The sequence below is a fragment of the Campylobacter sp. JH23 genome, assembly GCF_017846595.1.
Lineage (GTDB): Bacteria > Campylobacterota > Campylobacteria > Campylobacterales > Campylobacteraceae > Campylobacter_D > Campylobacter_D coli.
In genome coordinates this window covers 243,635-266,573 of record NZ_JAEQBP010000001.1, presented here as the reverse complement: position 1 = coordinate 266,573, position 22,939 = coordinate 243,635, and the positions used below count along the sequence as shown (strand labels likewise).

The 22,939-nt window shown below is 31.0% G+C and carries 23 protein-coding genes; 20 read left to right on the top strand and 3 right to left on the bottom strand.

Annotated features, from left to right (window positions below):
• The first annotated feature begins 6 nt into the window (after nt 1–6).
• Genes murJ through KAR88_RS01330 form a run of 7 tightly spaced genes read left to right on the top strand, consistent with a single transcriptional unit; the run spans nt 7 to nt 8,594 of the window.
• Nucleotides 7–1,458 carry a murein biosynthesis integral membrane protein MurJ gene (gene murJ / locus KAR88_RS01360; RefSeq protein ID WP_002776704.1) on the top strand — a complete coding sequence of 484 codons (1,452 nt, stop codon included), beginning with the start codon at nt 7–9 and terminating at the stop codon, nt 1,456–1,458.
• Nucleotides 1,458–2,840 (top strand): cysteine--tRNA ligase, encoded by a 1,383-nt coding sequence (gene cysS / locus KAR88_RS01355; RefSeq protein ID WP_002776706.1) that lies wholly within the window; start codon nt 1,458–1,460, stop codon nt 2,838–2,840. The genes murJ and cysS overlap by 1 nt, the downstream gene beginning before the upstream one ends.
• Nucleotides 2,841–4,574: an ABC transporter ATP-binding protein gene (locus tag KAR88_RS01350; protein ID WP_002822967.1), complete on the top strand. Its 1,734-nt coding sequence runs from the start codon at nt 2,841–2,843 to the stop codon at nt 4,572–4,574.
• Nucleotides 4,575–4,619: 45 nt separating this feature from the next.
• Nucleotides 4,620–5,678 (top strand): quinone-dependent dihydroorotate dehydrogenase, encoded by a 1,059-nt coding sequence (locus KAR88_RS01345; protein WP_002776710.1) that lies wholly within the window; start codon nt 4,620–4,622, stop codon nt 5,676–5,678.
• Entirely contained in the window at nt 5,675–6,916 is a 1,242-nt protein-coding gene (locus tag KAR88_RS01340; protein WP_002776712.1) for a pitrilysin family protein, read from the top strand. Before KAR88_RS01345 ends, KAR88_RS01340 begins: the two co-directional genes overlap by 4 nt.
• 2 nt (nt 6,917–6,918) lie before the next feature.
• Nucleotides 6,919–7,815 carry a 4-hydroxy-tetrahydrodipicolinate synthase gene (gene dapA, locus KAR88_RS01335; protein WP_002776714.1) on the top strand — a complete coding sequence of 299 codons (897 nt, stop codon included), beginning with the start codon at nt 6,919–6,921 and terminating at the stop codon, nt 7,813–7,815.
• A complete protein-coding gene (locus KAR88_RS01330) occupies nt 7,815–8,594 on the top strand; it encodes an enoyl-ACP reductase (RefSeq protein WP_002780350.1) in 780 nt (259 codons plus the stop codon). The genes dapA and KAR88_RS01330 overlap by 1 nt, the downstream gene beginning before the upstream one ends.
• A gap of 107 nt (nt 8,595–8,701) precedes the next feature.
• Here the strand turns inward: KAR88_RS01330 and KAR88_RS01325 are convergent, their stop codons facing one another.
• The gene (locus KAR88_RS01325) at nt 8,702–9,007 is read right to left on the bottom strand and encodes a hypothetical protein (protein ID WP_002776716.1); all 306 of its coding nucleotides are present in this window, start codon (nt 9,005–9,007) and stop codon (nt 8,702–8,704) included.
• Nucleotides 9,008–9,018: 11 nt separating this feature from the next.
• A complete protein-coding gene (locus tag KAR88_RS01320; RefSeq protein WP_002776717.1) occupies nt 9,019–9,615 on the bottom strand; it encodes an MBL fold metallo-hydrolase in 597 nt (198 codons plus the stop codon).
• Nucleotides 9,616–9,688: 73 nt separating this feature from the next.
• On the opposite strand from KAR88_RS01320, the gene KAR88_RS01315 reads away from it, so the two are divergent.
• From KAR88_RS01315 to KAR88_RS01270, 10 genes are all read left to right on the top strand, one after another.
• On the top strand, nt 9,689–10,435 hold the full coding sequence (locus KAR88_RS01315; RefSeq protein WP_002810518.1) for an NAD+ synthase: 747 nt from the start codon (nt 9,689–9,691) through the stop codon (nt 10,433–10,435).
• Entirely contained in the window at nt 10,435–11,367 is a 933-nt protein-coding gene (locus tag KAR88_RS01310) for a tetraacyldisaccharide 4'-kinase (protein WP_002776725.1), read from the top strand. Before KAR88_RS01315 ends, KAR88_RS01310 begins: the two co-directional genes overlap by 1 nt.
• Entirely contained in the window at nt 11,354–12,766 is a 1,413-nt protein-coding gene (gene thrC, locus KAR88_RS01305) for a threonine synthase (RefSeq protein ID WP_002799649.1), read from the top strand. Before KAR88_RS01310 ends, thrC begins: the two co-directional genes overlap by 14 nt.
• Complete coding sequence (gene kdsB / locus KAR88_RS01300) at nt 12,763–13,482, top strand: 3-deoxy-manno-octulosonate cytidylyltransferase (RefSeq protein ID WP_002859834.1); 720 nt, start codon at nt 12,763–12,765, stop codon at nt 13,480–13,482. Before thrC ends, kdsB begins: the two co-directional genes overlap by 4 nt.
• 88 nt (nt 13,483–13,570) lie before the next feature.
• On the top strand, nt 13,571–14,848 hold the full coding sequence (locus KAR88_RS01295) for a hypothetical protein (protein WP_192801235.1): 1,278 nt from the start codon (nt 13,571–13,573) through the stop codon (nt 14,846–14,848).
• Between the two features lie 75 nt (nt 14,849–14,923).
• Complete coding sequence (locus KAR88_RS01290) at nt 14,924–16,219, top strand: hypothetical protein (protein ID WP_192801236.1); 1,296 nt, start codon at nt 14,924–14,926, stop codon at nt 16,217–16,219.
• 75 nt (nt 16,220–16,294) lie between these two features.
• Nucleotides 16,295–17,566, top strand: a complete 1,272-nt coding sequence (locus KAR88_RS01285) for a hypothetical protein (protein ID WP_192801237.1) — start codon at nt 16,295–16,297, stop codon at nt 17,564–17,566.
• A 94-nt stretch (nt 17,567–17,660) separates the two neighbouring features.
• Entirely contained in the window at nt 17,661–18,431 is a 771-nt protein-coding gene (locus tag KAR88_RS01280) for a transporter substrate-binding domain-containing protein (RefSeq protein ID WP_002776733.1), read from the top strand.
• Between the two features lie 102 nt (nt 18,432–18,533).
• Nucleotides 18,534–18,758, top strand: coding sequence for a hypothetical protein (locus KAR88_RS01275; RefSeq protein ID WP_032685851.1), 225 nt, complete (start codon nt 18,534–18,536; stop codon nt 18,756–18,758).
• Between the two features lie 19 nt (nt 18,759–18,777).
• Nucleotides 18,778–19,002 carry a hypothetical protein gene (locus KAR88_RS01270; RefSeq protein ID WP_057039989.1) on the top strand — a complete coding sequence of 75 codons (225 nt, stop codon included), beginning with the start codon at nt 18,778–18,780 and terminating at the stop codon, nt 19,000–19,002.
• Here the strand turns inward: KAR88_RS01270 and fliP are convergent.
• The gene (gene fliP / locus KAR88_RS01265) at nt 18,999–19,733 is read right to left on the bottom strand and encodes a flagellar type III secretion system pore protein FliP (RefSeq protein ID WP_170876443.1); all 735 of its coding nucleotides are present in this window, start codon (nt 19,731–19,733) and stop codon (nt 18,999–19,001) included. The two genes, KAR88_RS01270 and fliP, sit on opposite strands and share 4 nt — an antisense overlap.
• A gap of 149 nt (nt 19,734–19,882) precedes the next feature.
• On the opposite strand from fliP, the gene glmU reads away from it, so the two are divergent.
• Genes glmU through KAR88_RS01250 form a run of 3 tightly spaced genes read left to right on the top strand, consistent with a single transcriptional unit; the run spans nt 19,883 to nt 22,937 of the window.
• Nucleotides 19,883–21,172: a bifunctional UDP-N-acetylglucosamine diphosphorylase/glucosamine-1-phosphate N-acetyltransferase GlmU gene (gene glmU / locus KAR88_RS01260; protein ID WP_192801238.1), complete on the top strand. Its 1,290-nt coding sequence runs from the start codon at nt 19,883–19,885 to the stop codon at nt 21,170–21,172.
• A complete protein-coding gene (coaBC, locus tag KAR88_RS01255) occupies nt 21,169–22,323 on the top strand; it encodes a bifunctional phosphopantothenoylcysteine decarboxylase/phosphopantothenate--cysteine ligase CoaBC (RefSeq protein ID WP_057030671.1) in 1,155 nt (384 codons plus the stop codon). Before glmU ends, coaBC begins: the two co-directional genes overlap by 4 nt.
• Entirely contained in the window at nt 22,320–22,937 is a 618-nt protein-coding gene (locus tag KAR88_RS01250; protein WP_002776746.1) for a hypothetical protein, read from the top strand. Before coaBC ends, KAR88_RS01250 begins: the two co-directional genes overlap by 4 nt.
• The last annotated feature ends 2 nt before the right edge of the window (nt 22,938–22,939 follow it).

Here is a 22,939-nt window from a genome sequence, read left to right as displayed (position 1 = left end):
AAATTTATGAAGAGTTTAGTGTTTAAAAATTTTATTATCAATGCTTTAGGAATTTTATTTTCTCGCGTTTTGGGTCTAGCGCGTGATGTTTTAATCGCTCTTTTTTTGGGGGCTGGAATTTATAGTGATATTTTTTTTGTAGCATTAAAAATGCCTGCCTTTTTTAGAAGAATTTTCGCTGAAGGGGCGTTTGGGCAAAGCTTTTTACCTAACTTTGTCAAAGCAAAGAAAAAAGGCGCTTTTTGCGTGAGTGTGATGTATCAATTTAGTGTTATAGTGTTTTTATTTTGTCTTTTAGTAAGCTTTTTTTCTTCATTTTTTACCAAGCTTTTTGCTTTTGGGTTTAGTTCCGATACTATAGCTTTAGCCTCTCCTTTGGTGGCGATTAATTTTTGGTATTTGTTTTTTATTTTTTTGGTTACCTTTTTAGGAGCGATTTTAAATTATAGACAAAAATTTTTCATCACTTCTTTTTCGGCAGCTTTGTTTAATCTAAGTATAGTTATAGCCGCATTTTTTGTTGATAAAGATGCTCCTCAAGATACGCTTTATTATTTTTCTTATGCGACTGTATTAAGCGGTGTGGCACAATTGATTTTGCATTTAATGGTGTTGCGAAAAAATCCTGTGATACGCGCTATGGCATTAAGTGTGAAATTTAGACGAGCAAAGGCTAAACTAGAGGGTTTTTATAGTAATTTTTTTCATGGAGTTTTAGGCTCTTCTGCTACACAAATAAGCTCTTTGCTTGATACGACAATAGCGAGTTTTTTAATGACGGGTAGTATTTCTTATCTTTATTATGCAAACCGCGTTTTTCAGCTTCCTTTAGCTCTTTTTGCTATAGCCTTAACTCAAGTTTCTTTTCCTAAAATTTTAAAGCATTTAAAAAGCGATCAAGAAAATTTAGCCTTAAGTTTTATGCAAAGAGCTTTAGCGGTTTTAAGTATTTTGTTGATTGTTTCAAGTATTGTAGGTTCTGTATTTGCTTTAGAAATTTCAAAGCTTTTATTTGAAAGAGGGAATTTTACTCACGAAGATAGTATTATCACAGCTTATGTTTTAATCGCTTATTTGATAGGGCTTTTGCCTTTTGGCTTACAAAAATTATTTTCTTTATGGCTTTATGCTAAATTCAAACAAAAAACAGCCGCTTTTATCGCCTTTAAAGCTTTGCTTATTAGTGCTTTATGCTCTGTGCTTTTTATTTTTTTAATCAAAGATGAGAGTTTAAAGGTTATAGCTGTGGCGCTTTCAAGCTCTTTAAGTGCTTTTTATTTGCTTATTGCCAATATCAAAGAATTTGGTTTTAAGAACTTTTTTGCTTTAATATCTTTTAAATTTTGTTTTTTAATGATTACAGGACTTGTTGTTTTTACAATTTTGCTTTATGAGATCAAGCCTTATCTTATAGAGGCTTTGTTATGGATCGTTGCTAGTGTTAAAGGAGTGTTTTGATGAAATTAATGGATAGCGTTTTAAAAGAAAAAATCGAACTTGATCAAGATAATGTCAATATTTATTTATGTGGACCTACTGTGTATGATGATGCGCATTTGGGTCATGCTAGAAGCAGTGTTTGTTTTGATTTGTTGCGTAGAGTTTTACTTTCTTTGGGCTATAGGGTGCAATTTGCTAGAAATTATACAGATATAGACGATAAAATTTTAAAAAAAATGAGTGAAAGCGGTAAGAGCTTAAATGAGCTTGTTGAGTTTTATATAGCAAATTACGAAAGAGATATGAAAGCTTTAAATGTTTTAGAGCCTGATTTTAAACCTCGTGCGACATATTATATAGAACCTATGTTAGATCTTATCCATAAGCTTAGTAAAAATGGCTTTACTTATACTTTAGAAGATGGAGTGTATTTTGATACTAGCAAAGATGAGGATTATCTAAGCTTATCTCATCGTAACACAGAAGAAAATGTTTCAAGACTGAGTAATGAAGTTGAAAAAAGAAATGAGAGTGATTTTGTTCTTTGGAAATTCGATGAAAATTTTTATGATAGTGAATTTGGAAAAGGGCGACCAGGTTGGCATACTGAATGTGTGGCTATGATTGATTCTATTTTTGGCGATACTCTTGATATACATGCAGGTGGAGTGGATTTGTTATTTCCTCATCATGAAAATGAGGCAGCACAATGTCGTTGTGCGTGCAAAAGAACTTTGGCAAAAATTTGGCTTCACAATGGCTTTGTAAAAATCAATGGAGAAAAGATGAGCAAAAGTTTAAACAATAGCTTTTTCTTAAAAGATGCACTCAAAGATTTTATGGGAGAGGCTTTAAGATTTTATCTTTTAAGTTCTCATTATAGAGCTCATTTTAATTATTCTTTAGATGATTTAGAAAATGTAAAAAAACGCTTGGATAAGTTTTATCGTCTTAAAAAAAGACTTGCTGTGGGAAAAACCCCAGATTTTGGAATTTTAAATGATATAGAGATTCATAGCAATATCGCCAAGCAAATCTTAGAAGTTTTAAGTGATGATTTAAATATCTCTAAGGCTTTGGCGCTTTTAGATGAGTTTATAACTAATGCAAATTTAGAGCTTGATCAGCAAAGTAAAAATAAAGAATTAAAACAAAAAATCAAAGAAGCTTTAAGCGAACTGGCTAAAATTTTTGGCTTTGGTTTTATGGATGAAAATTTATATTTTCAATGGGGTGTCGCCAAAGAGTTGAAAGAAAAAATTCAAGATCAAATTTTGCAAAGAAACGAAGCTAAGAAAAATAAAGATTTTGCCAAAGCAGATCAGATCAGAGAAGACTTGCTCAAGCTTGGTATTGCTTTGCAAGATACGCCGCAAGGAACGATTTGGGAGAAAATTTAAATGCATAAAGATATGACTCTTAAAGATGTTTTAATCCGTTTTAAGCCTTTTTATAAAAAATACAAGAAAGAATTTGCCATTGCTATTTTTGGGATGATACTTACTAGTATAGGAACAGCTGGAAGTTTCGCATCTTTAAAGCCTATTTTAGATTATATTTTTGTTGAAAAAAATGAGGCCTTGCTCTATACCTTACCTTTTCTACTTGTTATTATTTATATTTTAAAGAATTTGGGTTTTTATTTACAAACTTATTATTTAAGTTTTATAGGAATGGATACTTTAAGAATTTTGCGTTTTAAGGTTTTAAAAAATCTTTTAAAGCTTGATATGGATTTTTTTAAACGCAACAGAAGCGGAGAGCTAGTAAGTCGTTGCACTAATGATATTAACGCTCTTCAAAGCATAGTTTCTAATATCATTCCTGATTTTTTTAGAGAGCTTTTAACCATTGTGGGTTTATTGATAGTGATATTTTATCAAAGTCCTATTTTGGCTTTTTTTGCTCTAGTAGTTTTACCTTGTGCGATTTTGCCCTTGGTGCATTTTGCTAGAAAATTAAAAAAATACGCTAGAAGTATACAAGAAACAAATTCTGATTTGCTTTCAAGACTGAGTGAAATTTTTTCAAATATTGAGCTTATTAAGGCGAGCAATACTCAAAACAAAGAAAGCGAAAAATTTGCCAAACAAAACAACGAGCTTTGTCGTTTGAATTTAAAATCCACTCGCATTGATGCTCTAACTAGTCCACTTATGGAGATTATTGGATCGCTTGGAGTGGCTGCAGTAATTATCATCGGAGGAAGAGAAGTGATCCATGGTACGATGAGCGTGGGTAGTTTTTTTGCTTTTATTACAGCACTTTTTGCTATTTATACACCCTTAAAAAGATTATCTTCGCTTTATGGTAGACTACAAGGCGCAATAGCAGCAAGCGAGAGGACTTTTTATTTGCTTGATTTAGAGCCACAAATTCTAAATGGAAGTAAAAACTTAGAAAGTATAGCAAGGATTGAATTTAAACAAGTAGATTTTGCTTATGAAAATCCTTATAAGAGTGTTTTAAAAGATATTAATTTTGAATTTAACAAGGGTGAAATTCTTGCGCTTGTTGGAACAAGCGGGGGTGGAAAATCATCTATCATCAATCTTTTAATGCGTTTTTATGATAAGCAAAAGGGTGAGATTTTATTAAATGATCTAGATATCAGTGAATTTAGCATAGAAAGCTTGCATGATAGAATAGGTCTTGTAACACAAAATATTTATCTTTTTAACGACAGCTTTGCTGAAAATGTAGCCTACAGCGAAGAGCCTAATAAAGAAAAGATTATCAAAGCTTTAAAACTAGCCAATGCTTATGAATTTGTCCAAGAAATGGGAGGAATTTATGCAGAGATAAAAGAGCATGGTAAAAATTTAAGCGGGGGTCAAAAACAACGCATTGCCATAGCTAGAGCCTTGTATAAAAATCCTGATTTGCTTATTTTTGATGAAGCAACTTCAGCTCTTGATAATGAAAGTGAAAAAGCCATCATCGAGACTATAGAAAATTTAAAAAAAGATAGACTTGTTTTAATGATTGCCCATCGTTTAAGCACTATAGAAAATGCAGACAAGATCGCAGTGATTGATCAGGGGCAAATGATTGCTATAGGAAGCAATGAAGAGCTTTTGCAAAGTTGCGAACTTTATCAGAAATTTAAAAACAAAGAAGTAGATAAAGTCTAGTTTTAAGTTAAATTTAGTTAAAATTTTAAAAAAACGAGGAATAATATGCTTTATAATTTTATAAAACCCTTACTTTTTAAGCTTGATCCTGAAAATGCTCATGCCTTAGTGGAGGGCAGTTTAAGGTCCTTAAATGCCACTTTGCCAGGCTCTTTGAGCTTTTTTGCTTATAATTATATTGTAAATGATGATAGCTTGAAACAAAAATTACTAGGACTTGATTTTAATAATCCTGTGGGTTTAGCAGGAGGATTTGATAAAAATGCCACCATGATACGCCCTTTAGCGGCTCTTGGTTTTGGTTTTTTAGAGTTTGGAACCTTTACTCCAAAGCCTCAAGAGGGAAATGAAAAACCGCGTTTATTTCGCCTTGTAAAACAAGAAAGCATACAAAATGCAATGGGTTTTAATAATCAAGGAGCAGAAAAAATCGCCGCAAGATTATCAAAAATTTATCCTTTTGTTTTGCCTTTGGGAGCAAATATAGGAAAAAATAAGATCACAAGCAATGATAAAGCTTTGGAGGATTATTTTACTTTATTTAGAAATTTTAAAGATTTGTGTGATTATTTTATCGTCAATATTTCTTCACCTAATACTAAAAATTTAAGAGAACTTCAAAATGATGATTTTTTAAGTCATCTTCTTGAAGAAGCTAGAAAAATCACTAACAAACCTATTTTGATAAAAATCGCTCCTGATATGCCTATAGATAGCGCTTTAAAGCTTTGTGAAAATGCTATCTTAAAAGGAGCAGATGGTTTTATCATAGCCAATACAAGTGTAGATTATTCTCTTCTTGATAATAACAGAACTTTTGGCGGCATAAGCGGAAGGCTCATCACTGAAAAAAGCGGTATTTTCTTTAAAGAGCTTGCTAAGGTTTTATTTGGAAAAACTTTACTTATTGCAAGTGGAGGGATAGATAGCGGCGAGCTTGCTTATGAGCGAATCAAAAATGGAGCTAATTTAATACAAGTTTATACAGCATTGATTTTTAAGGGGCCTTCATTGGTAAGAGATATTAATAAAACTCTTATAGAATTATTAAAACAAGATGGTTTTATGCATATTAGCGAAGCGGTGGGAGCAAATTTAAAATGATAGACTATAGTAAAATTACACTAAAAAATAAACTAGATGTTTATACTTTTCCTGTAAATAAAAACAGCGATGTTATCAGTGTAGATATTTTTTATAAAGTGGGTTCAAGAAATGAGATCATGGGAAAAAGCGGTATAGCTCATATGCTTGAACATTTAAATTTTAAAAGCACTAAAAATTTAAAAGCAGGGGAATTTGATGAGATAGTTAAGGGCTTTGGCGGGGTTGATAACGCCAGCACGGGTTTTGATTATACTCATTATTATATCAAATGTTCTAAGAAAAATTTAGACAAAACCTTAGAGCTTTTTGCGGAGCTTATGGAAAATTTAAGCCTTAAAGATGAGGAATTTCAACCCGAAAGAAGTGTGGTCTTAGAAGAGCGTAGATGGAGAACGGATAATAATCCTTTAGGGTATTTGTACTTTAGACTTTTTAATCACGCTTTTATGTATCATCCTTATCATTGGACCCCTATAGGCTTTTTTAAGGATATAGAAAATTGGAGCATAGAAGATATTAAAGAATTTCATAGTACTTATTATCAGCCTAAAAATGCTATTTTGATAGTAAGTGGGGATATTGATAGCGAAGAGGTTTTTAGTGGAGCCAAAAAACATTTTGAAAAAATCAAAAACACTAAACCTATTCCAAAAATTCATACCAAAGAGCCTAAACAAGATGGAGCTAAAAGGATAGAGATTAAAAAACCAACTCAAACCGAACTTCTTGCCATAGGTTTTAAAATTCCTAATTTTAAACATAAGGATATACCTGCTTTAAATGCCTTAGCAGAACTTTTAGGAAATGGAAAAAGTTCTATGATGAATGAAATTTTAGTCGATGAATTAAATTTAGTCAATGAGTTTTATTCTTTTGCAAATGATTGTATAGATGAGAATTTGTTTATTTTTATTTGTAATTGCAATGTGGGCGTAAAAGCAGAAAAAGTAGAACAAGAGCTTTGGAAGATCATAGATAGACTTAAAAAGGGCGATTTTTCGAGCAAGGATTTGCAAAAAGTAAAAAATAATGTCAAGAGTGATTTTATCTTTTCACTCGATACAGCAAGTGCGGTTTCAAATACTTATGGTTCTTATTTGGCTAGAGGGGATTTAAAACCTCTTTTAGAATATGAAAGCAATATAGCCCATTTGTGCGAGCAAGATTTGGTTAAAAGCGCTAAAAAATATTTTGATAGATCAAATTCGACTACATTGATTTTAAGAAAGGATTAAAAATGGATAAAAATATCATTATCGGAGCAATGACAGCTTTGATTACACCTTTTAAAAATGGCAAGTTAGATGAGCAAAGTTATGCAAGATTGATACAAAGACAAATTGATAATGGCATCGATGCGGTAGTTCCTGTTGGGACAACAGGAGAGAGCGCGACTTTAACCCATGAAGAACATAGAACTTGTATTGAAATTGCAGTAGATATTTGTAAAGGAACTAAGGTTAAAGTTCTAGCGGGTGCTGGAAGTAATGCTACCCATGAAGCTGTGGATTTGGCTCAATTTGCCAAAGAGCATGGAGCAGATGGAATTTTAAGTGTGGCTCCTTATTATAACAAACCAACACAGCAAGGACTTTATGAGCATTATAAAGCGATCGCAAATAGTGTGGATATTCCTGTGCTTTTATACAATGTCCCTGGAAGAACAGGCTGTGAAATTTGCACTGAGACTATTATTAAATTATTTAGAGATTGTGAAAATATCTATGGGGTTAAGGAAGCAAGCGGAAATATAGACAAATGCGTTGATTTGCTTGCGCATGAACCAAGGATGATATTGATTTCAGGTGAAGATGCGATCAATTATCCTATACTTTCTAATGGGGGCAAAGGGGTGATTTCAGTTACTTCAAATTTGTTGCCTGATATGATTAGCAAGCTTACTCATTTGGCTTTGGAAGAAAATTATAAAGAAGCTAAAAAGATTAATGATGAGCTTTATAATATCAATAAAATTTTATTTTGCGAGAGCAATCCCATCCCTATAAAAACTGCCATGTATATAGCAGGACTTATTGAAAGTTTGGAATTTAGACTTCCTCTTTGTTCTCCAAGTAAGGAAAATTTTGCTAAAATTGAAGAAGTGATGAAAAAATATAAGATCAAAGGATTTTAATGAATACAGAATTTCAAGGAAAAACTTTAGTGATTAGCGGTGGAACTCGCGGGATAGGCAAAGCTATAGTTTATGAATTTGCTAAAGTGGGTGCAAATATAGCTTTTACTTATAATTCTAATGCGCAAATTGCTGATGAAATGGTTCAAGATTTGGAGAAAAATTATAAAATCAAAGCTAGAGCTTATGAGTTTAATATCTTAGAACCTGAAACCTATAAAGAACTTTTTGAAAAAATTGATGTGGATTTTGATAGAGTGGATTATTTTATCTCAAATGCTATCATTTCAGGACGTGCGGTTGTAGGTGGCTATACTAAATTTATGAAGTTAAAACCAAAAGGAATTAACAATATCTTTACCGCTACTGTAAATGCTTTTGTTGTAGGAGCTCAAGAAGCAGCTAAGAGAATGGAAAAAGTAGGGGGTGGAAGTATTATTTCAATTTCTTCTACTGGAAATTTGGTTTATATAGAAAATTACTCAGGACACGGCACAGCAAAAGCTGCGGTTGAAGCAATGGCAAGATATGCAGCAACAGAGCTTGGAGAAAAAAATATCCGTGTAAATGTAGTCAGCGGTGGGCCGATTGAAACAGATGCTTTAAGAGCTTTTACAAATTATGAAGAGGTTAAACAAGCAACTATAAATTTAAGTCCTTTAAATCGTATGGGACAGCCTGAAGATCTAGCTGGTGCTTGTCTTTTTCTTTGCTCAAATAAAGCAAGCTGGGTAACAGGACATACTTTCATCGTAGATGGTGGAACGACTTTTAAGTAAGATAAAAATTTAATTTTACTTAAAAAATATTATTTATTTTTTAAGTGCTTGCTTAAAAACTTGCACTTATAAAAATAAATTTTTTAAAACAATTATAAAAACAGAGTTTAATCAAGTTTTAGCTTCCAGCCCATATAAGCACTTAAAAGCGTAAATAAGAAAATCAAATTTAAAAATAAATCGCCAAATCCAATATAACCTATAGACAATACACTATAAAAAAATCCACCCACAGCAGAATAAATACAAATCGTACTTAAAGAGCCATTTTCTGCCATTTGTTTGCAAGGACAAATTTTATAAAATTTTTTATCATTGAATTGATTTTTTTTCTTATTTCCTAAGAGCAAGCCCAAAAGCGCAAAAGCATCTAAAAAAACAAAGAAGCAAAGCAACACAAAATCTAAATTCACAAAAATCACCTTTAAAAATATCTAAGCCAAGAAGGTAAATGCACTTGTTCAGCTCTAAGGCTTGTTTCTTGCCCATGTCCAGGTAAAAGTCTAAAGTCTTCTTTATAAGTCATCACTTTTTCCAAGCTTTGTTTCATTAAATTAGCATCTGAATAAGGAAAATCCCATCTTCCTATACTTCTATAAAATAAAAAATCTCCGCTAAACATCAAATTTTCACCCATAAGTTCTATCATGGTACAGCCTGGCGTATGCCCAGGGAGAAAATGGAATTTAAACCGAGTGTTAGAAATTTCAAGCTCATCTTCATTTTCGATTAAAACATCAGCTTTGCTTGGCTCAAAACCTTTTCCAAAAGGATCTTGTAGCATAAATTCATCATTTTTATGGATATAAATAGGAATGTCAAATTCTTTTTTTACTCTAGCATTATCCCATACATGATCATAATGCCCGTGAGTGTTTAAAATCGCTAAAGGTTTTTTAGCGTATTGCTTTATAAAACTTAGAGCATTAACGCCAGGATCTATTATAAAATCCCCTTTAGAGGTGTTTAAAATATAGCAATTTGTCTCATAAGGACCGCAAGCTTGTTTTAGAATTTGCATTTTTAGCCTTTTTTATTGAAATTTGAACCTAAAATGAATTATAATTATACATTGATTGTTTAAAGGTAAGTTTATGGATTGTGAAAAAATTTCTCAGACTTTATGTGAATTCATTCAGCACAAGGTTAAGGACTCGGGCTTAAATGGCGTTGTTTTAGGACTTAGCGGGGGGATTGATTCTGCTTTGGTGGCGACGCTTTGTAAGAAGGCTTTGGGTGAAAATGTTTTTGCGCTTTTAATGCCTACAAAATTTTCTAGTCAAGAAAATTTAAACGATGCTTTAAAACTTTGTCAAGAATTGAATTTAAAATACAAAATCATAGAAATTCAAGACATTTTAGAGGCTTTCTTAAAACAAAGTGAAAATACAGATGAGTTAAGCAGGGGAAATTTTGCTGCACGTATTAGAATGAGCTTGCTTTATGATTATTCTGCTTTAAAAAAAGCTTTAGTGGTTGGTACTTCAAATAAAAGCGAATTACTTTTGGGTTATGGGACGATTTATGGAGATTTAGCTTACGCTTTTAATCCTATAGGAGAGCTTTATAAAAGTGAAATTTATGGATTAGCAAGATATTTAAATTTAAATGAAAAATTCATTCAAAAAGCTCCAAGTGCGGATCTTTGGATAGGACAAAGTGATGAGAAAGACTTGGGTTTTTCTTATGAGCTTATAGACAAAGGATTAAAAGCGCTTGAAAATCAAGATATGAAAGCATTAGAAAATTTAGATAAAAAATTATTAGATATGCTTCAATCAAGAATAAAAAACAATGCTTTTAAAAGAAATATGCCTGAAATTGCGAGTTTGAATAAATAATGAATGAAGAAAAAAAGTATCAACTTTGGCTTGATAATTATTTTTTTAAGCCCAGCTTTTTTCAAAAATGTTTAGCTTTTATTTTTTTACCTTTGAGTTTGCTTTATGGTTTATGTGCGATTTTAAATACTTGTTTTCGCCAAAAGATTGATTTTAAAAAACCCATTATAAGCGTAGGAAATTTAAGCTTTGGAGGAAATGGAAAAACGCCTATTTGCAAGGCTATAGCAAGGGAATTTGAAGGCGTTTTTATAGTGCTTAGAGGCTATAGGCGTAAAAGCAAGGGTTTGCTTGTGGTTAAAAATGAAAATGCAATTTTAGCTCAAGTTTCACAAAGTGGCGATGAGGCGATGGAGTACGCATTTGAAGAGTGTGTAAAGGGTGTGATCGTAAGTGAAGATAGGGTAGCAGGAATTCAAAAAGCTTTTGAGTTAGGGGCTAAAATAGTGCTTTTAGATGATGCTTTTTCTAAATTTCATATCCAAAAATTTGATATTTTGCTTGAAAGCAAGATCAAGCCTTATTTTAATTTTACCTTACCAAGCGGTGCTTATCGTTTGCCTAAATTTTATGAAAAAAAAGCTGATTTTATAGCTTGTGAGGGTAGGGATTTTATACGCTATTCTTATGTAAAAGAAAATCCTAAGGCAGTTTTAGTTACAGCGATTGCAAAGCCTTTTAGGCTTTATGAGCATTTTATAAAGGCTAGGGCTTGTTATTTTTTTAAAGATCATTATGAATTTAAAAAAGAAGAATTGCAAGCTTTGTTGGATAAGCATCATTGTGATACTTTAATGCTAACTTTTAAGGATTATGTTAAGGTGAAGGATTTTGGATTTAAGTGTCAGATTATAGAATTGAATATAGAATTAAAAGAAAATTTCAAAGAAAAATTATATCAATATATAAGGAGTTTTAATGTTGCTAGTTGAAAGTAGAAATATAAACAATAAAGTAGATTTTAAAAATGCATTAGTTAATCCCAATGCTCCACAAGGTGGGCTTTATTCGCCTTTAAGTTTACCTCAATTTGATGGGGAAAAATACACGAACTTATCTTATAAAGAATTTGCTTTAAAGTTGATAGAGAGTTTTGAATTTGGACATGAGGCTTTGTTTGATAAAGCTTTAAAAAGTTATGAAAAATTTGATGATAAAAACTCACCTATCGCTTTAAAAAAGATAAAAGATAAAACATACATCAACGAGCTTTGGCATGGGCCTACAAGAGCTTTTAAAGATATGGCTTTGCAACCTTTTGGAGTGCTTTTAAATGAATTTTCTCAAAATGAAAAAATTTTAATCATTTGTGCTACGAGTGGAGATACAGGACCTGCAACGCTTAAAAGCTTTGAAAATTTAGAAAATATTAAAGTGCTTTGCATGTATCCAAAAGGTGGAACAAGTGCTATACAAGAGCTTCAAATGAGAGCTTTAGATAAGGGAAATTTAAAGGTTTTTGCTATCAGGGGAGATTTTGATGATGCACAACGCACTTTAAAAAATTTGCTTGCAAAAGAAACTTTTAAGGACGAGTTAAGCAAAGTAGGATACGGACTTTGCGCTGCTAATTCTGTAAATTTTGGTAGAATTTTATTTCAAATCATCTATCACTACTATGCAAGCTTAAAACTTTATCATGAATTTAAAGAAGAGATTGAAATTCTTATACCAAGTGGGAATTTTGGCAATGCTTTAGGAGCGTATTATGCTAAATTAATGGGAGCTAAAATTTCTAAGATAAAAATTGTTTCTAATGCTAACAATATCCTTACTGATTTTTTCACCAAAGGAGAATATGATCTTAGGGATAGAAGTTTAAAAAAGACGATTTCTCCAGCTATGGATATACTTATTTCTTCAAATATTGAAAGATTGTTATTTTCTAAATTTTCAGATCTTAGGACTAATGAATTGATGAATTTGTTAAAAACTGAGAAATATTTCAAATTAGAAAAAGAAGAATTGCAAAGCTTACAAGAGGATTTTGAAGCTGATTTTTGTACTGATGAAGAATGTATGAAATTTATTAAAGAGAGTAAAATTTTAATCGATCCTCATACAGCAACTTGCTTTAAAATGCTTGATACTTCAAAGCCAAGTATTATTACTTCAACAGCAGAATGGACTAAATTTACTCCGAGTATGGTAAAAGCACTTTTTGGTAGAGAATGCAAGGATGAAAAAGCAGATTTTGAGCTTTTGGCTAAAGAATTTAAAGTAGATATCAAAAAAGATCTTTTAGAGCTTTTTGATCTTAAAAATGCTGATGAAAAAGTCTACGAGATAGGAGATATCGAAGGTGAAATTTTAGAATGGATTAAAAAATGATTATCATACCCACAAGACTAGCTTCAACGCGTTTTCCTGAAAAAATTCTTTGTGATATAGGTGGTGTGCCTATGTTTATCGCTACTGCTAAACAGGTTTCTAGTGTGGATGAGGTTTGCATAGCAGTAGATGATGAAAAAGTGTTAGAAATTGCCAAACAATATGGTTTTAAAGCGGTTTTAACAAGCAAAAATCATGAAAGTGGCACAGATAGGATCAATGAAGCTTGTAAAAAGCTTGGTCTAAAAGATGATGAAATCATCATCAATGTACAAGCAGATGAACCCTTTATAGAATGCGAGAATTTAGCCAAATTTAAAGAATTTGCTAATTCTTGTTTGAAACAAGAAGCTTTTATGGCAAGTTGTTATAAAGATATCAGTAAAGATGATGCAAGCGATCCGAATTTGGTGAAAGTGGTTTGCGATAAAAATGATTTTGCTTTATATTTTTCAAGAGCGAAAATTCCTTACGAAAGGGCAGACTATGAGGAAAGTTTTAAAGGACATTTAGGAATTTATGCTTATAGTGTTAAAGCTTTGCGTGAATTTTGCACTTTGGAAAATTCCGCCCTTGAAAAAGCTGAAAAATTGGAACAATTAAGAGCTATTGAAAATGGCAAAAAGATAAAAATGCTTCAAATTAACACTAGTAGCATGGGGATTGATACCAAAGAAGACTATGAAAGGGCTTTGCGAATTTATTTAGGAAAATAATTTATTCCAAATTGGAACAAATTTTGCTTGTATGATTTATAAAATATATTTAGATTGAAGGCAGAAAAATCTAAATCAAGGAATTAATATGAGTATCTTTAGTATCAATGATAACTCAAACTATACTTCTATACTTTCACAAAGTAAAGCTAATAAAGAAAGTAAAGAAAATTCTAAAATAAGTTTTGCTAATGCTTTTTTAAAACAAAATGCCAGCAAGTTAAGTGATATAGAAAGTAAAAATTCACAAACTCTAGCAAGAAGTGAAATATTAAGTAACAACAATGCATTAAGCAATAATTCAAATTCTACTAATATATCAAATAGTAGTAATACTAACCTTAGTATTAATAATGCTACTAAAACAAGTTCTCCTAATTATGATATATCAAGTGAATTTAAAAACTCTATTTATACTCTAAAATATAAACAAGCAGATTTAAGCACTGATACAGCCTATGGTTATAGTGTAGATAAAGATGGTTATATGGGAAGTGATTTTAACAAAGCCACAGGATTACCTGAAGATTTTAAGATACATAAATCTACTTTGGATGAGATAGAGAGATTTAATCAACATAATATGGCTAGTGAAACCAGTGGAAACTATTATGATAGTTTTGATATGGCTTCTATTGTTAAATCCTATTATAATAGCTTTAATCAAGTAATAAGTGCATTTCCAAATGATAAAACAAGCTTTAGTGAAGCTGATTTAGAGCAATTACCAAAAGGACTAAATGATGGTTGCAATCAAAACAAAGAATATATTGTAACACATATATTTAACGCAGAACAATTTCACGAAGCACAAGCGATTAAGTATTCTACTATGAATTTGGGTATGAACCTTATGAAACTTGACTTTTCTCCGCAAAGCATGGAGCAAGGACCTTCAAATGAAGGCGGATTTAATCCTGATATGTCAGTTTATCCAAAAAATGAAGATGGAAGTTATTCTAAAGAAGCTTTGTTTATGAGTTTTTTAAAGTCTTATTCGCCTTTTCCATCTCCAAATCAAGTTGTTTTGAGTCCTGAAGCAAAAGTTCGTGAAGCAAAACTTGAGCTAGAAATGAAAGCAAATCCTTCTTTTAGCGTTTCCTTAGATGACATTATGACAGGTAAGGTTGATTTTGCAAGTTTATTAAAAGGTTATGCACAAGATGGCTGGCTTGATGCAGGTATATATGCAATGGAAAAAGGAGTTAAATGGCAAAATGTATACGTAGGCAGTGGAATCTCTTTTGATAGAGAATTTCATCAAGCAAAAGCTAATGGTTGGAAAGCAAGCAGTGAAAGTATAAATTCTTATGTTGGATCTATAATGGATAGACTTAATAATCTTATAGGACAAACTAGGGTTTAAGGGTTATGGATAAGTAGGTTTAAAAACTTGTTTATCTATATAAAAAAATAGAAAAATCTAAATTAAGGAATTAATATGAGTATCTTTAGCATCAATGATAACTCAAACTATAATTCTATACTTTCACAAGCAAAAGCTAATAAAGAAAGTAAAGAAAATTCTAAAATAAGTTTTGCTAATGCTTTTTTAAAACAAAATGCTAGCAAATTAAATGAAATTCAAAATGCAAATTCACAAACTCTAGCAAGAAGTGAAGCATTAAATTCTACTAATACAACAAATACTAGCAATAATACTAATTTTAGTATAAGTAGTAAGACAAGTTCTCCTAATTATGATATATCAAGTGAATTTAAAAACTCTATTTATACTCTAAAATATAAACAAGTAGATTTAAGCACTGATACAGCCTATGGTTATAGTGTAGATAAAAATGGCTATATGGGAAGTGATTTTAATAAAGCTGCAGGACTTCCTGAAGATTTTAAGATACATAAATCTACTTTGGATGAGATAGAGAGGTATAATACAGATCTTAATGCTCATACAGCTAATTATTTAGGAGTAAGTAGTTATTATTCTAATATAGATATGGCCGATACCATAAGACAATACTATTCCAAATTTAATCAAATTATAAATCATAGTTTTGGTAATTCTAATAAAACTAGCTTTAGTGTAGAAGATTTAAATTCTTTACCAAAGGGGTATAGTATTCATAATACGGATTTTAAGTTTATGTTTCAAAATTTAGATAGTCAAACTATAACAAATTTCTATAATACACAAGAACAATACGATGAAATGGAACAATTAGGAACGATTGCACATATTAATGTGGGATTGCAGCCATTAAATTTTACTCCTCAAAGCATGCAAACTCAAAATTTAGATGAAAATAGTGCAAAATATACTTTTAATCCTGATATGTCAGTTTATCCACAAAATGAAGATGGAAGTTATTCTAAAGAAGATTTATTTATGAGTTTTTTAAAATCTAGCGGTGGAGAAGCTTTAGAAGGTGGTAATACAACATTAAATCCATTAGTTAAAGCACATATTGAAGCTATGACGAAAGAAAGCTTTGATGGCTCTTTAGCTTCTTTAGACGACATTATGACAGGAAAAGTTGATTTTGCAAATTTATTAAAAGGTTATGCACAAGATGGCTGGCTTGATGCAGATATATATGCAATGGAAAAAGGAGTTGCTTGGCAAAATACAAGCATAGGTTATGGTGGAGCTTTGTTTGATAATCAGTTTAATCAAGCAAAGGCTAATGGCTGGAAAGCAAGCAGTGAAAGTATAAATTCTTTTGCTGATTCTATAATGGATAGACTTAATAATCTTATAGGACAAACTAGGGTTTAAGGGTTATGGATAAGTAGGTTTAAAAACTTGTTTATCTATATAAAAAAATAGAAAAATCTAAATTAAGGAATTAATATGAGTATCTTTAGCATCAATGATAACTCAAACTATAATTCTATACTTTCACAAGCAAAAGCTAATAAAGAAAGTAAAGAAAATTCTAAAATAAGTTTTGCTAATGCTTTTTTAAAACAAAATGCTAGTAAATTAAATGAAATTCAAAGTGCCAATTCGCAAACTCTAATAAAAAGTGAAGTTTTAAATAGTGGCTCAAATTCCACTCTTGACACAAACTATGGCTTATTTAGCGAATTTCAAAATACCGTTCATACTCTAAAATATAAACAAGCAGATATAAGCACTTCTACCAATACAGCCTATGGTTATAGTGTAGATAAAGATGGTTATATGGGAAGTGATTTTAATAAAGCTGCGGGACTTCCTGAAGATTTTAAAATACATAAATCTACTTTGGATGAGATAGAAAGAAAGGCTGAAAATAATTCTTATATCTCACATAAAAAGCAATATTTAGGCATAGATAAATACTACACAAATATAGATATGGCTGAAACGATTAGACAATACTACAATCAGTTTAACCAAATCATTAATCATACTTTTGGTGATGTCAATAGAACAAGCTTTAGCGAAGCTGATTTAAATAATTTGTCTAAAGGAATAAGCTTTACAACTAGTGATAAGACTATAGGCATTATGCCAAAAAGTTATGATAAGCTAACGATTTCAAATTATTATAATACCCAAGAGCAGTATAAAGAAATAGAACAATTAGGTATGTTTGCACATATTAATACGGGATTGCAACAGTTAAATTTTACTCCACAAAGTATGCAAACTCAAAATTTAGATGAAGATACTTTAAAAGATACTTTTAATCCCGATATGTCAGTTTATCCAAAAAATGAAGATGGAAGCTATTCTAAAGAAGCTTTATTTATGAGTTTTTTAAAATCTACAGGTGCATTACCAAGAGAAAATAGTGCAACGCTAAATCCTACGGCTAAGTTTTACGCTGAAGCTATGATTAAAGAAAGCTTTGAAGGCTCTTTGGCTTCCTTAGACGACATTATGACAGGCAAAGTAGATTTTGCAAGTTTGTTAAAAGGTTATGCACAAGAGGGTTGGCTTGATGCAGATATATATGCAATGGAAAAAGGAGTTAAATGGCAAAATACAAGTATAGGTTATGGTGGAGCTTGGTTTGATAATCAGTTTAATCAAGCAAAAGCTAATGGTTGGAAAGCAAGCAGTGAAAGTATAAATTCTTATGTTGGATCTATAATGGATAGATTAAATAATCTTATAGGACAAACTAGGGTTTAGGAAGTATTAATTTTTTAAGTTTGAAATAAATTGCTAATAATAAAATAAGATAAAATTAGTATAATTTTTTTACAAAAAAATTTGAAAGGAAATTATGAAAAAAATTATTTTGATTTTTATCTCTTTTTTTGCTTTAAATTTGAGTGCAAAAGATTTGGTTGTAGGAATGGAGCTTGGATATCCGCCTTTTGAAATGAGCGATAAAACAGGCAAAGCAAGTGGAATTAGCGTGGATTTTTTAGAAGCTTTTGCAAAGAAAAACGGCTATAAACTTGTAGTAAAAAATATCGCTTGGGATGGTTTAATACCTGCTTTAAAAACAGCCAAGATAGATCTTATTATGTCCTCTATGACAATTACCGATGAGAGAAAGAAAGTGGTGGATTTTAGCATTCCTTATGCTAAGGCAAATTTGGCTATTTTAACTCCTTTGAACTCTGATATTACAAATATCAAAGATTTAGATAAAAAGGGCAAAGTTTTGGCTTTAAAGCGTGGTTCTACAGGGCATTTATATGCGGTTAAAAATTTAAAAAATGCAACTATTAATTTATTTGATAAAGAAAATGCTGCTATTTTGGAAGTGATTCAAGGCAAGGCTGATGGATTTTTTTATGATCAACTTACGATTTATCGGACTTGGCAAAAGCATCAAGATACAACCAGAGCCATTTTAGCGCCTTTTCAAGAAAATCCTGAGTTTTGGGGTATAGCTGTAAGAAAAGGTGATGAAGCTTTAAAGGACAAGCTTGATAATTTTATTGATGAGAGTAGGAAAAATGGCTTTTTAGATTTTTTGGGCAATAAGTATTTAAAAGACATTAAAGAAGTTTTTAAGCAAAATAATATCACTTTTTTCTTGTAGGCTTTTAATAAAATATTGATAGTTAATATTAATTTTATAAATTTTGATATACAATATCATTATCTAAATTTTAAATAAAAGGATTTAAGATAATGAAAAAAGTTGCATTTTTTTTTGTTATTTTTGTTTTTATCTTGCACTGTACTAAACGCAGCTAGGGAGTATTGCAAATATGCTTATCAAGAAGATAGAGCTATACCTTTAATTTTAAATTATGGAATAAGATTGGGGGTAGTAGGTGCTGGGGTTGCGAATGTACCTGCACCGGGCGGAAGTACTTACAATTCAAAAATTGACATGATGGCTGCAAGATGCCACCAAGCTTAGTTTTTGGGTGTATTTTACAATGCTAGAATTTATTTTTACTCTTATTTTAGATTTTACTTTTTATTCTATCAAGACCCTAGAAAAAGTCTTTCTAGGGCGAACAGCCTTAGTAATTCTTTTTGTTGTTTTTATAGCTCTTTTTTACGTTAAAGGCTTGTTTTTGTATATACTTTTAACTTTAGAATTATTTTTGCTTTTGTATCTTTTTCTTGGAATTTTGTTTTTAAGATTTTATAAATCTTAGGTTACAAAGCTTTCCACAAGCCTTTGCACTAGCAAATTCCATCCATCCACTAATACAAAAATCAAAAGTTTAAAAGGCAATGAAATCATAACAGGAGGAAGCATCATCATCCCCATCGCCATCAAAACCGAACTCACAACCATATCGATAACCAAAAATGGCAAATAAATCAAAAAGCCTATCTCAAAAGCAGTTTTAAGTTCTGAAATCATAAAAGCAGGAACTAAAACCGTAAGTGGAACATCATCTATGGTTTTAGGATTAGGCAGGTTTCGTATGCGGTAAAATAAAGCTAAGTCTTTTTCGCGAGTATTTTTAAGCATAAAATCTTTAAAAGGTTTCACACCTCTTGCAAAAGCTTCTTCATAGCCTATTTGCTCTGCTAAATAAGGCTTGATGCCTTCATTATAAGACTTTGTAGCCACAGGCTCCATTATAAAAAAGGTTAAAATCAATGCCAAGGTTACTAAGATGGTATTAGGCGGCATACTTTGAGTTCCCATAGCTTGACGCAAGAATGAAAAAACTACAATCAAGCGTAAAAAAGAAGTCATAACAAAAATTATACTTGGAGCTAATGCAAGTATGGTTAAGACTATGACTATGTTTAATGTTGTAACAAGTTGATTAGGAGTATCAGGAGCACTTAGGCTTAAATTTACTGTAGGAATTGTTGCTTCGGCAGCGAAAATAACGCTAAAAAAACCGCTGATAAACAATAATGTTAAAATTTTTTTCAAAAATAAACCTTGATTAAAAAATGAAACTTAATTTTAACTTTTACTCACTAAAAAAGAGTTTAACTTGTTTTAATTTAGAGAAAAATTTAACTTTAAAATGTTAAAATTAAAATAAAATTATCCTCAAAAGGCTTTTTATAATGAAAACTTCCATTTTGATTTTAGCAGCAGGACTTGGAACAAGAATGAAATCCGAAAAACCAAAGGTATTGCAAGAGCTGTGTCAAAAAAGCATGATTTTACATATCTTAGAGAAAGCTTTTGCTATAAGTGAAGATGTGAGCGTGGTTTTATCTCATCAAAAAGAACGCGTTGAAAAAGAAATTTTAAAACATTTTCCTAAAACGCAAATTTTAGAACAAGATTTGATCAATTTCCCAGGCACTGCGGGCGCTTTAAAGGAATTTAGGCCTAAAAATGAAAAAGTTTTAATTCTTTGCGGGGATATGCCTTTGGTTGAGCAAACAAGTTTGGAAGCTTTGTTGAGTAATAATGCAAAATTAAATCTAGCAGTTTTTAAAGCAAGAGATCCTAAAAGTTATGGTAGGGTGGTGATAAAAAACGATAGCGTTGAAAAAATTGTTGAATTTAAAGATGCAAATACGCAAGAAAAAGAGATAAATACTTGCAATGCTGGGGTTTATGTGATTGACTCGAGACTTTTAAAAGAGCTTTTACCTTTGATTGATAACAATAATGCGGCAAAAGAGTATTATTTAACCGACATTGTAAAACTAGCAAAAGAAAAAGATGTGATGATTAAAGCAGTTTTTGTAGGTGAAGATGAATTTATGGGGATTAATGATAAATTTGAACTCAGTATAGCTGAAAATTTCATGCAAGAAAAAATTAAAAAATACTGGATGCAACAGGGTGTGATTTTTCATTTACCGCAAAGCACTTTTATAGGTGCAGATGTTGAATTTGTAGGTGAATGTGAAGTATATGAAAATGTAAGGATAGAGGGCAAAAGTAAGATTATAAACTCTATCATTAAAAGTTCAAGCGTGATAGAAAATTCCATCGTAGAAAATAGCGATGTAGGGCCTTTGGCACATTTGCGTCCAAATTGTGAGTTAAAAAACACTCATATAGGAAATTTTATAGAATGCAAAAATGCGAAGTTAAATACCGTAAAAGCAGGGCATTTGAGTTATTTAGGAGATTGTGAGATAGATAGTGGAACTAATATAGGCTGTGGGACTATCACTTGTAATTATGATGGGGTAAAAAAGCATAAAACCATTATAGGAAAAAATGTTTTTGTAGGTTCGGATACACAATTTATCGCACCTGTAAAAATCGAAGATGAAGTAATCATAGCAGCAGGAAGCACAGTAAGTGTCAATGTAGAAAAGGGTGCTTTGTTTATCAATAGAGCAGAGCATAAAATGATAAAAGATTATTATTATAAGAAATTTCAAAAATGAAAACCATACTTTTAGCCATTAGTGGCAGTATAGCTTTTTATAAATCTTATGAGCTTATTTCTTTGTTTAAAAAAGAAGGTTTTAGGGTAAAAGTTTTGCTTTCTAATGGTTTGTTAAAATTTGCTAGCAAAATGAGTTTTGAAGCCTTGGTTGATGAAGTTTTATGTGAGGAAAATGAAAGTTGGCAAAATTCAAACAATCACATAGCTTTTAGCAAGGATGCAGATCTTGTTTTGTTTGCCCCTGCAAGTGTTAATTCTATCAATAAACTTGCTTTTGGTATAGCAGATAATCTTTTTATCCAAACCTTAATCGCAGCAAATAAACCTCTTATCATAGCTCCTGCGGCAAATACAAATATGTTTCATCATTTTAGCACGCAAAATTCTTTAAAGATGCTTAAAGAAAATAAAGCTTTGATTATAGAGCCTATTTGTAAAGTTTTAGCTTGTAAAGATGAAGGTATCGGAGCTTTGGCTGAAGTAAAAGATATCTTTAATATAAGCAAAAGAGAGCTTTTCAAGCAATCATTTTGGTGCGATAAAGAAGTTGTCATTAGTGGTGGGGGGACAAAAGAAAAGATTGATAATGTGCGTTGTGTGAGTAATTTTTCAAGTGGAAAAATGGCAAAGGCAATCGCTGATGCGTTTTATTTTTTGGGGGCTAAAGTAACGCTTTTGAGTTCGGTTTATTTTGATACTCCTTATTCTCTTAAGAGTTTTGAAAGCTCGCGAGAATTAAAAGAATTGCTAGAGCAAAATTCAAACAAAGATTATTTAATCATGGCGGCAGCTGTAAGTGACTTTATGCCTGAATTTAAAAAAGGCAAAATCAAAAAAAATGAGCATTTAAAGGGTTTAAATTTGCATTTAAGATTAAATGAGGATTTGCTTAAAAATTTAAATTTTAAAGGTAAAAAAATAGGCTTTAAGATGGAATTTGACGCTCAAAATGCTTTAGAAAATGCGAAAAAATCGCTTAATGATAAAAAACTTGATATGGTTTGTTTAAATATCTTAGAAGAGGAAAATTATTTTGGAAGTTCTAAGAATGAAATTCATTTTATTACAGTAAATAAGATAGAAAAAAGTGGTTTAAAAAGCAAGGAAGATTTGGCTTTTGATTTGGTTTCTTGGTGTGAAAAAATATGAATATGATAAACTCAACCCTACCTATACAAATGAAAGTTTTAGCAAAATCAGGCTATGCACACTACACACTTTTGCTCAATCATAGAAAAATTCAAACCAAAAGCATGATAGAATTAGAAATTGGAGCTGAGTATTTAGCCGAGCTTTATATAGAAAAAGGCGGCGCGATCGCATTTAAGCATTTATCTAAAAGGCCTGATTTTCATCCCTTTGAAGAGGGATTATCTTTGATGGTTGAAATTTTAGAGGGTAGGATTGATTATAAAAAATATATTATTTCAAATCTTTTAGAGTGCAAAGATAAAAATAAATATCATATTTTAAAAGAAATGCTTTTTGCAAGTTTTGAAAATATTTATCATATCCCTTTTATCTTTAAGGGTAAGGCTTGTTTGTTTCAGATGAAAAAAAGGGTTAAATTTTTAGAAATTTATCTTTATTTTAGCGTTTTTGGAGCTTTGAAAATTCTGATCGATGAGGGTGGAATTTCGATATTTACCCCCTTTTTTAAGGTGCAAAAATTTTTAAACGAGCACTTGCAATTTAATGTTTTGCAAGATAAAAATATACAACCTTTATTTGTATTTAAAAAATTATTTGATTTTAAAGGGTGATA

Excerpts from the sequence above, each read along its gene's own strand:
- murJ (WP_002776704.1), top strand. The coding sequence starts at position 7 with ATGAAGAGTTTAGTGTTTAAAAATTTTATTATCAATGCTTTAGGAATT.
- cysS (WP_002776706.1), top strand. The coding sequence starts at position 1,458 with ATGAAATTAATGGATAGCGTTTTAAAAGAAAAAATCGAACTTGATCAA.
- KAR88_RS01350 (WP_002822967.1), top strand. The coding sequence starts at position 2,841 with ATGCATAAAGATATGACTCTTAAAGATGTTTTAATCCGTTTTAAGCCT.
- KAR88_RS01345 (WP_002776710.1), top strand. The coding sequence starts at position 4,620 with ATGCTTTATAATTTTATAAAACCCTTACTTTTTAAGCTTGATCCTGAA.
- KAR88_RS01340 (WP_002776712.1), top strand. The coding sequence starts at position 5,675 with ATGATAGACTATAGTAAAATTACACTAAAAAATAAACTAGATGTTTAT.
- dapA (WP_002776714.1), top strand. The coding sequence starts at position 6,919 with ATGGATAAAAATATCATTATCGGAGCAATGACAGCTTTGATTACACCT.
- KAR88_RS01330 (WP_002780350.1), top strand. The coding sequence starts at position 7,815 with ATGAATACAGAATTTCAAGGAAAAACTTTAGTGATTAGCGGTGGAACT.
- KAR88_RS01320 (WP_002776717.1), bottom strand. The coding sequence starts at position 9,615 with ATGCAAATTCTAAAACAAGCTTGCGGTCCTTATGAGACAAATTGCTAT.
- KAR88_RS01315 (WP_002810518.1), top strand. The coding sequence starts at position 9,689 with ATGGATTGTGAAAAAATTTCTCAGACTTTATGTGAATTCATTCAGCAC.
- KAR88_RS01310 (WP_002776725.1), top strand. The coding sequence starts at position 10,435 with ATGAATGAAGAAAAAAAGTATCAACTTTGGCTTGATAATTATTTTTTT.
- thrC (WP_002799649.1), top strand. The coding sequence starts at position 11,354 with ATGTTGCTAGTTGAAAGTAGAAATATAAACAATAAAGTAGATTTTAAA.
- kdsB (WP_002859834.1), top strand. The coding sequence starts at position 12,763 with ATGATTATCATACCCACAAGACTAGCTTCAACGCGTTTTCCTGAAAAA.
- KAR88_RS01295 (WP_192801235.1), top strand. The coding sequence starts at position 13,571 with ATGAGTATCTTTAGTATCAATGATAACTCAAACTATACTTCTATACTT.
- KAR88_RS01290 (WP_192801236.1), top strand. The coding sequence starts at position 14,924 with ATGAGTATCTTTAGCATCAATGATAACTCAAACTATAATTCTATACTT.
- KAR88_RS01285 (WP_192801237.1), top strand. The coding sequence starts at position 16,295 with ATGAGTATCTTTAGCATCAATGATAACTCAAACTATAATTCTATACTT.
- KAR88_RS01280 (WP_002776733.1), top strand. The coding sequence starts at position 17,661 with ATGAAAAAAATTATTTTGATTTTTATCTCTTTTTTTGCTTTAAATTTG.
- KAR88_RS01270 (WP_057039989.1), top strand. The coding sequence starts at position 18,778 with ATGCTAGAATTTATTTTTACTCTTATTTTAGATTTTACTTTTTATTCT.
- glmU (WP_192801238.1), top strand. The coding sequence starts at position 19,883 with ATGAAAACTTCCATTTTGATTTTAGCAGCAGGACTTGGAACAAGAATG.
- coaBC (WP_057030671.1), top strand. The coding sequence starts at position 21,169 with ATGAAAACCATACTTTTAGCCATTAGTGGCAGTATAGCTTTTTATAAA.
- KAR88_RS01250 (WP_002776746.1), top strand. The coding sequence starts at position 22,320 with ATGAATATGATAAACTCAACCCTACCTATACAAATGAAAGTTTTAGCA.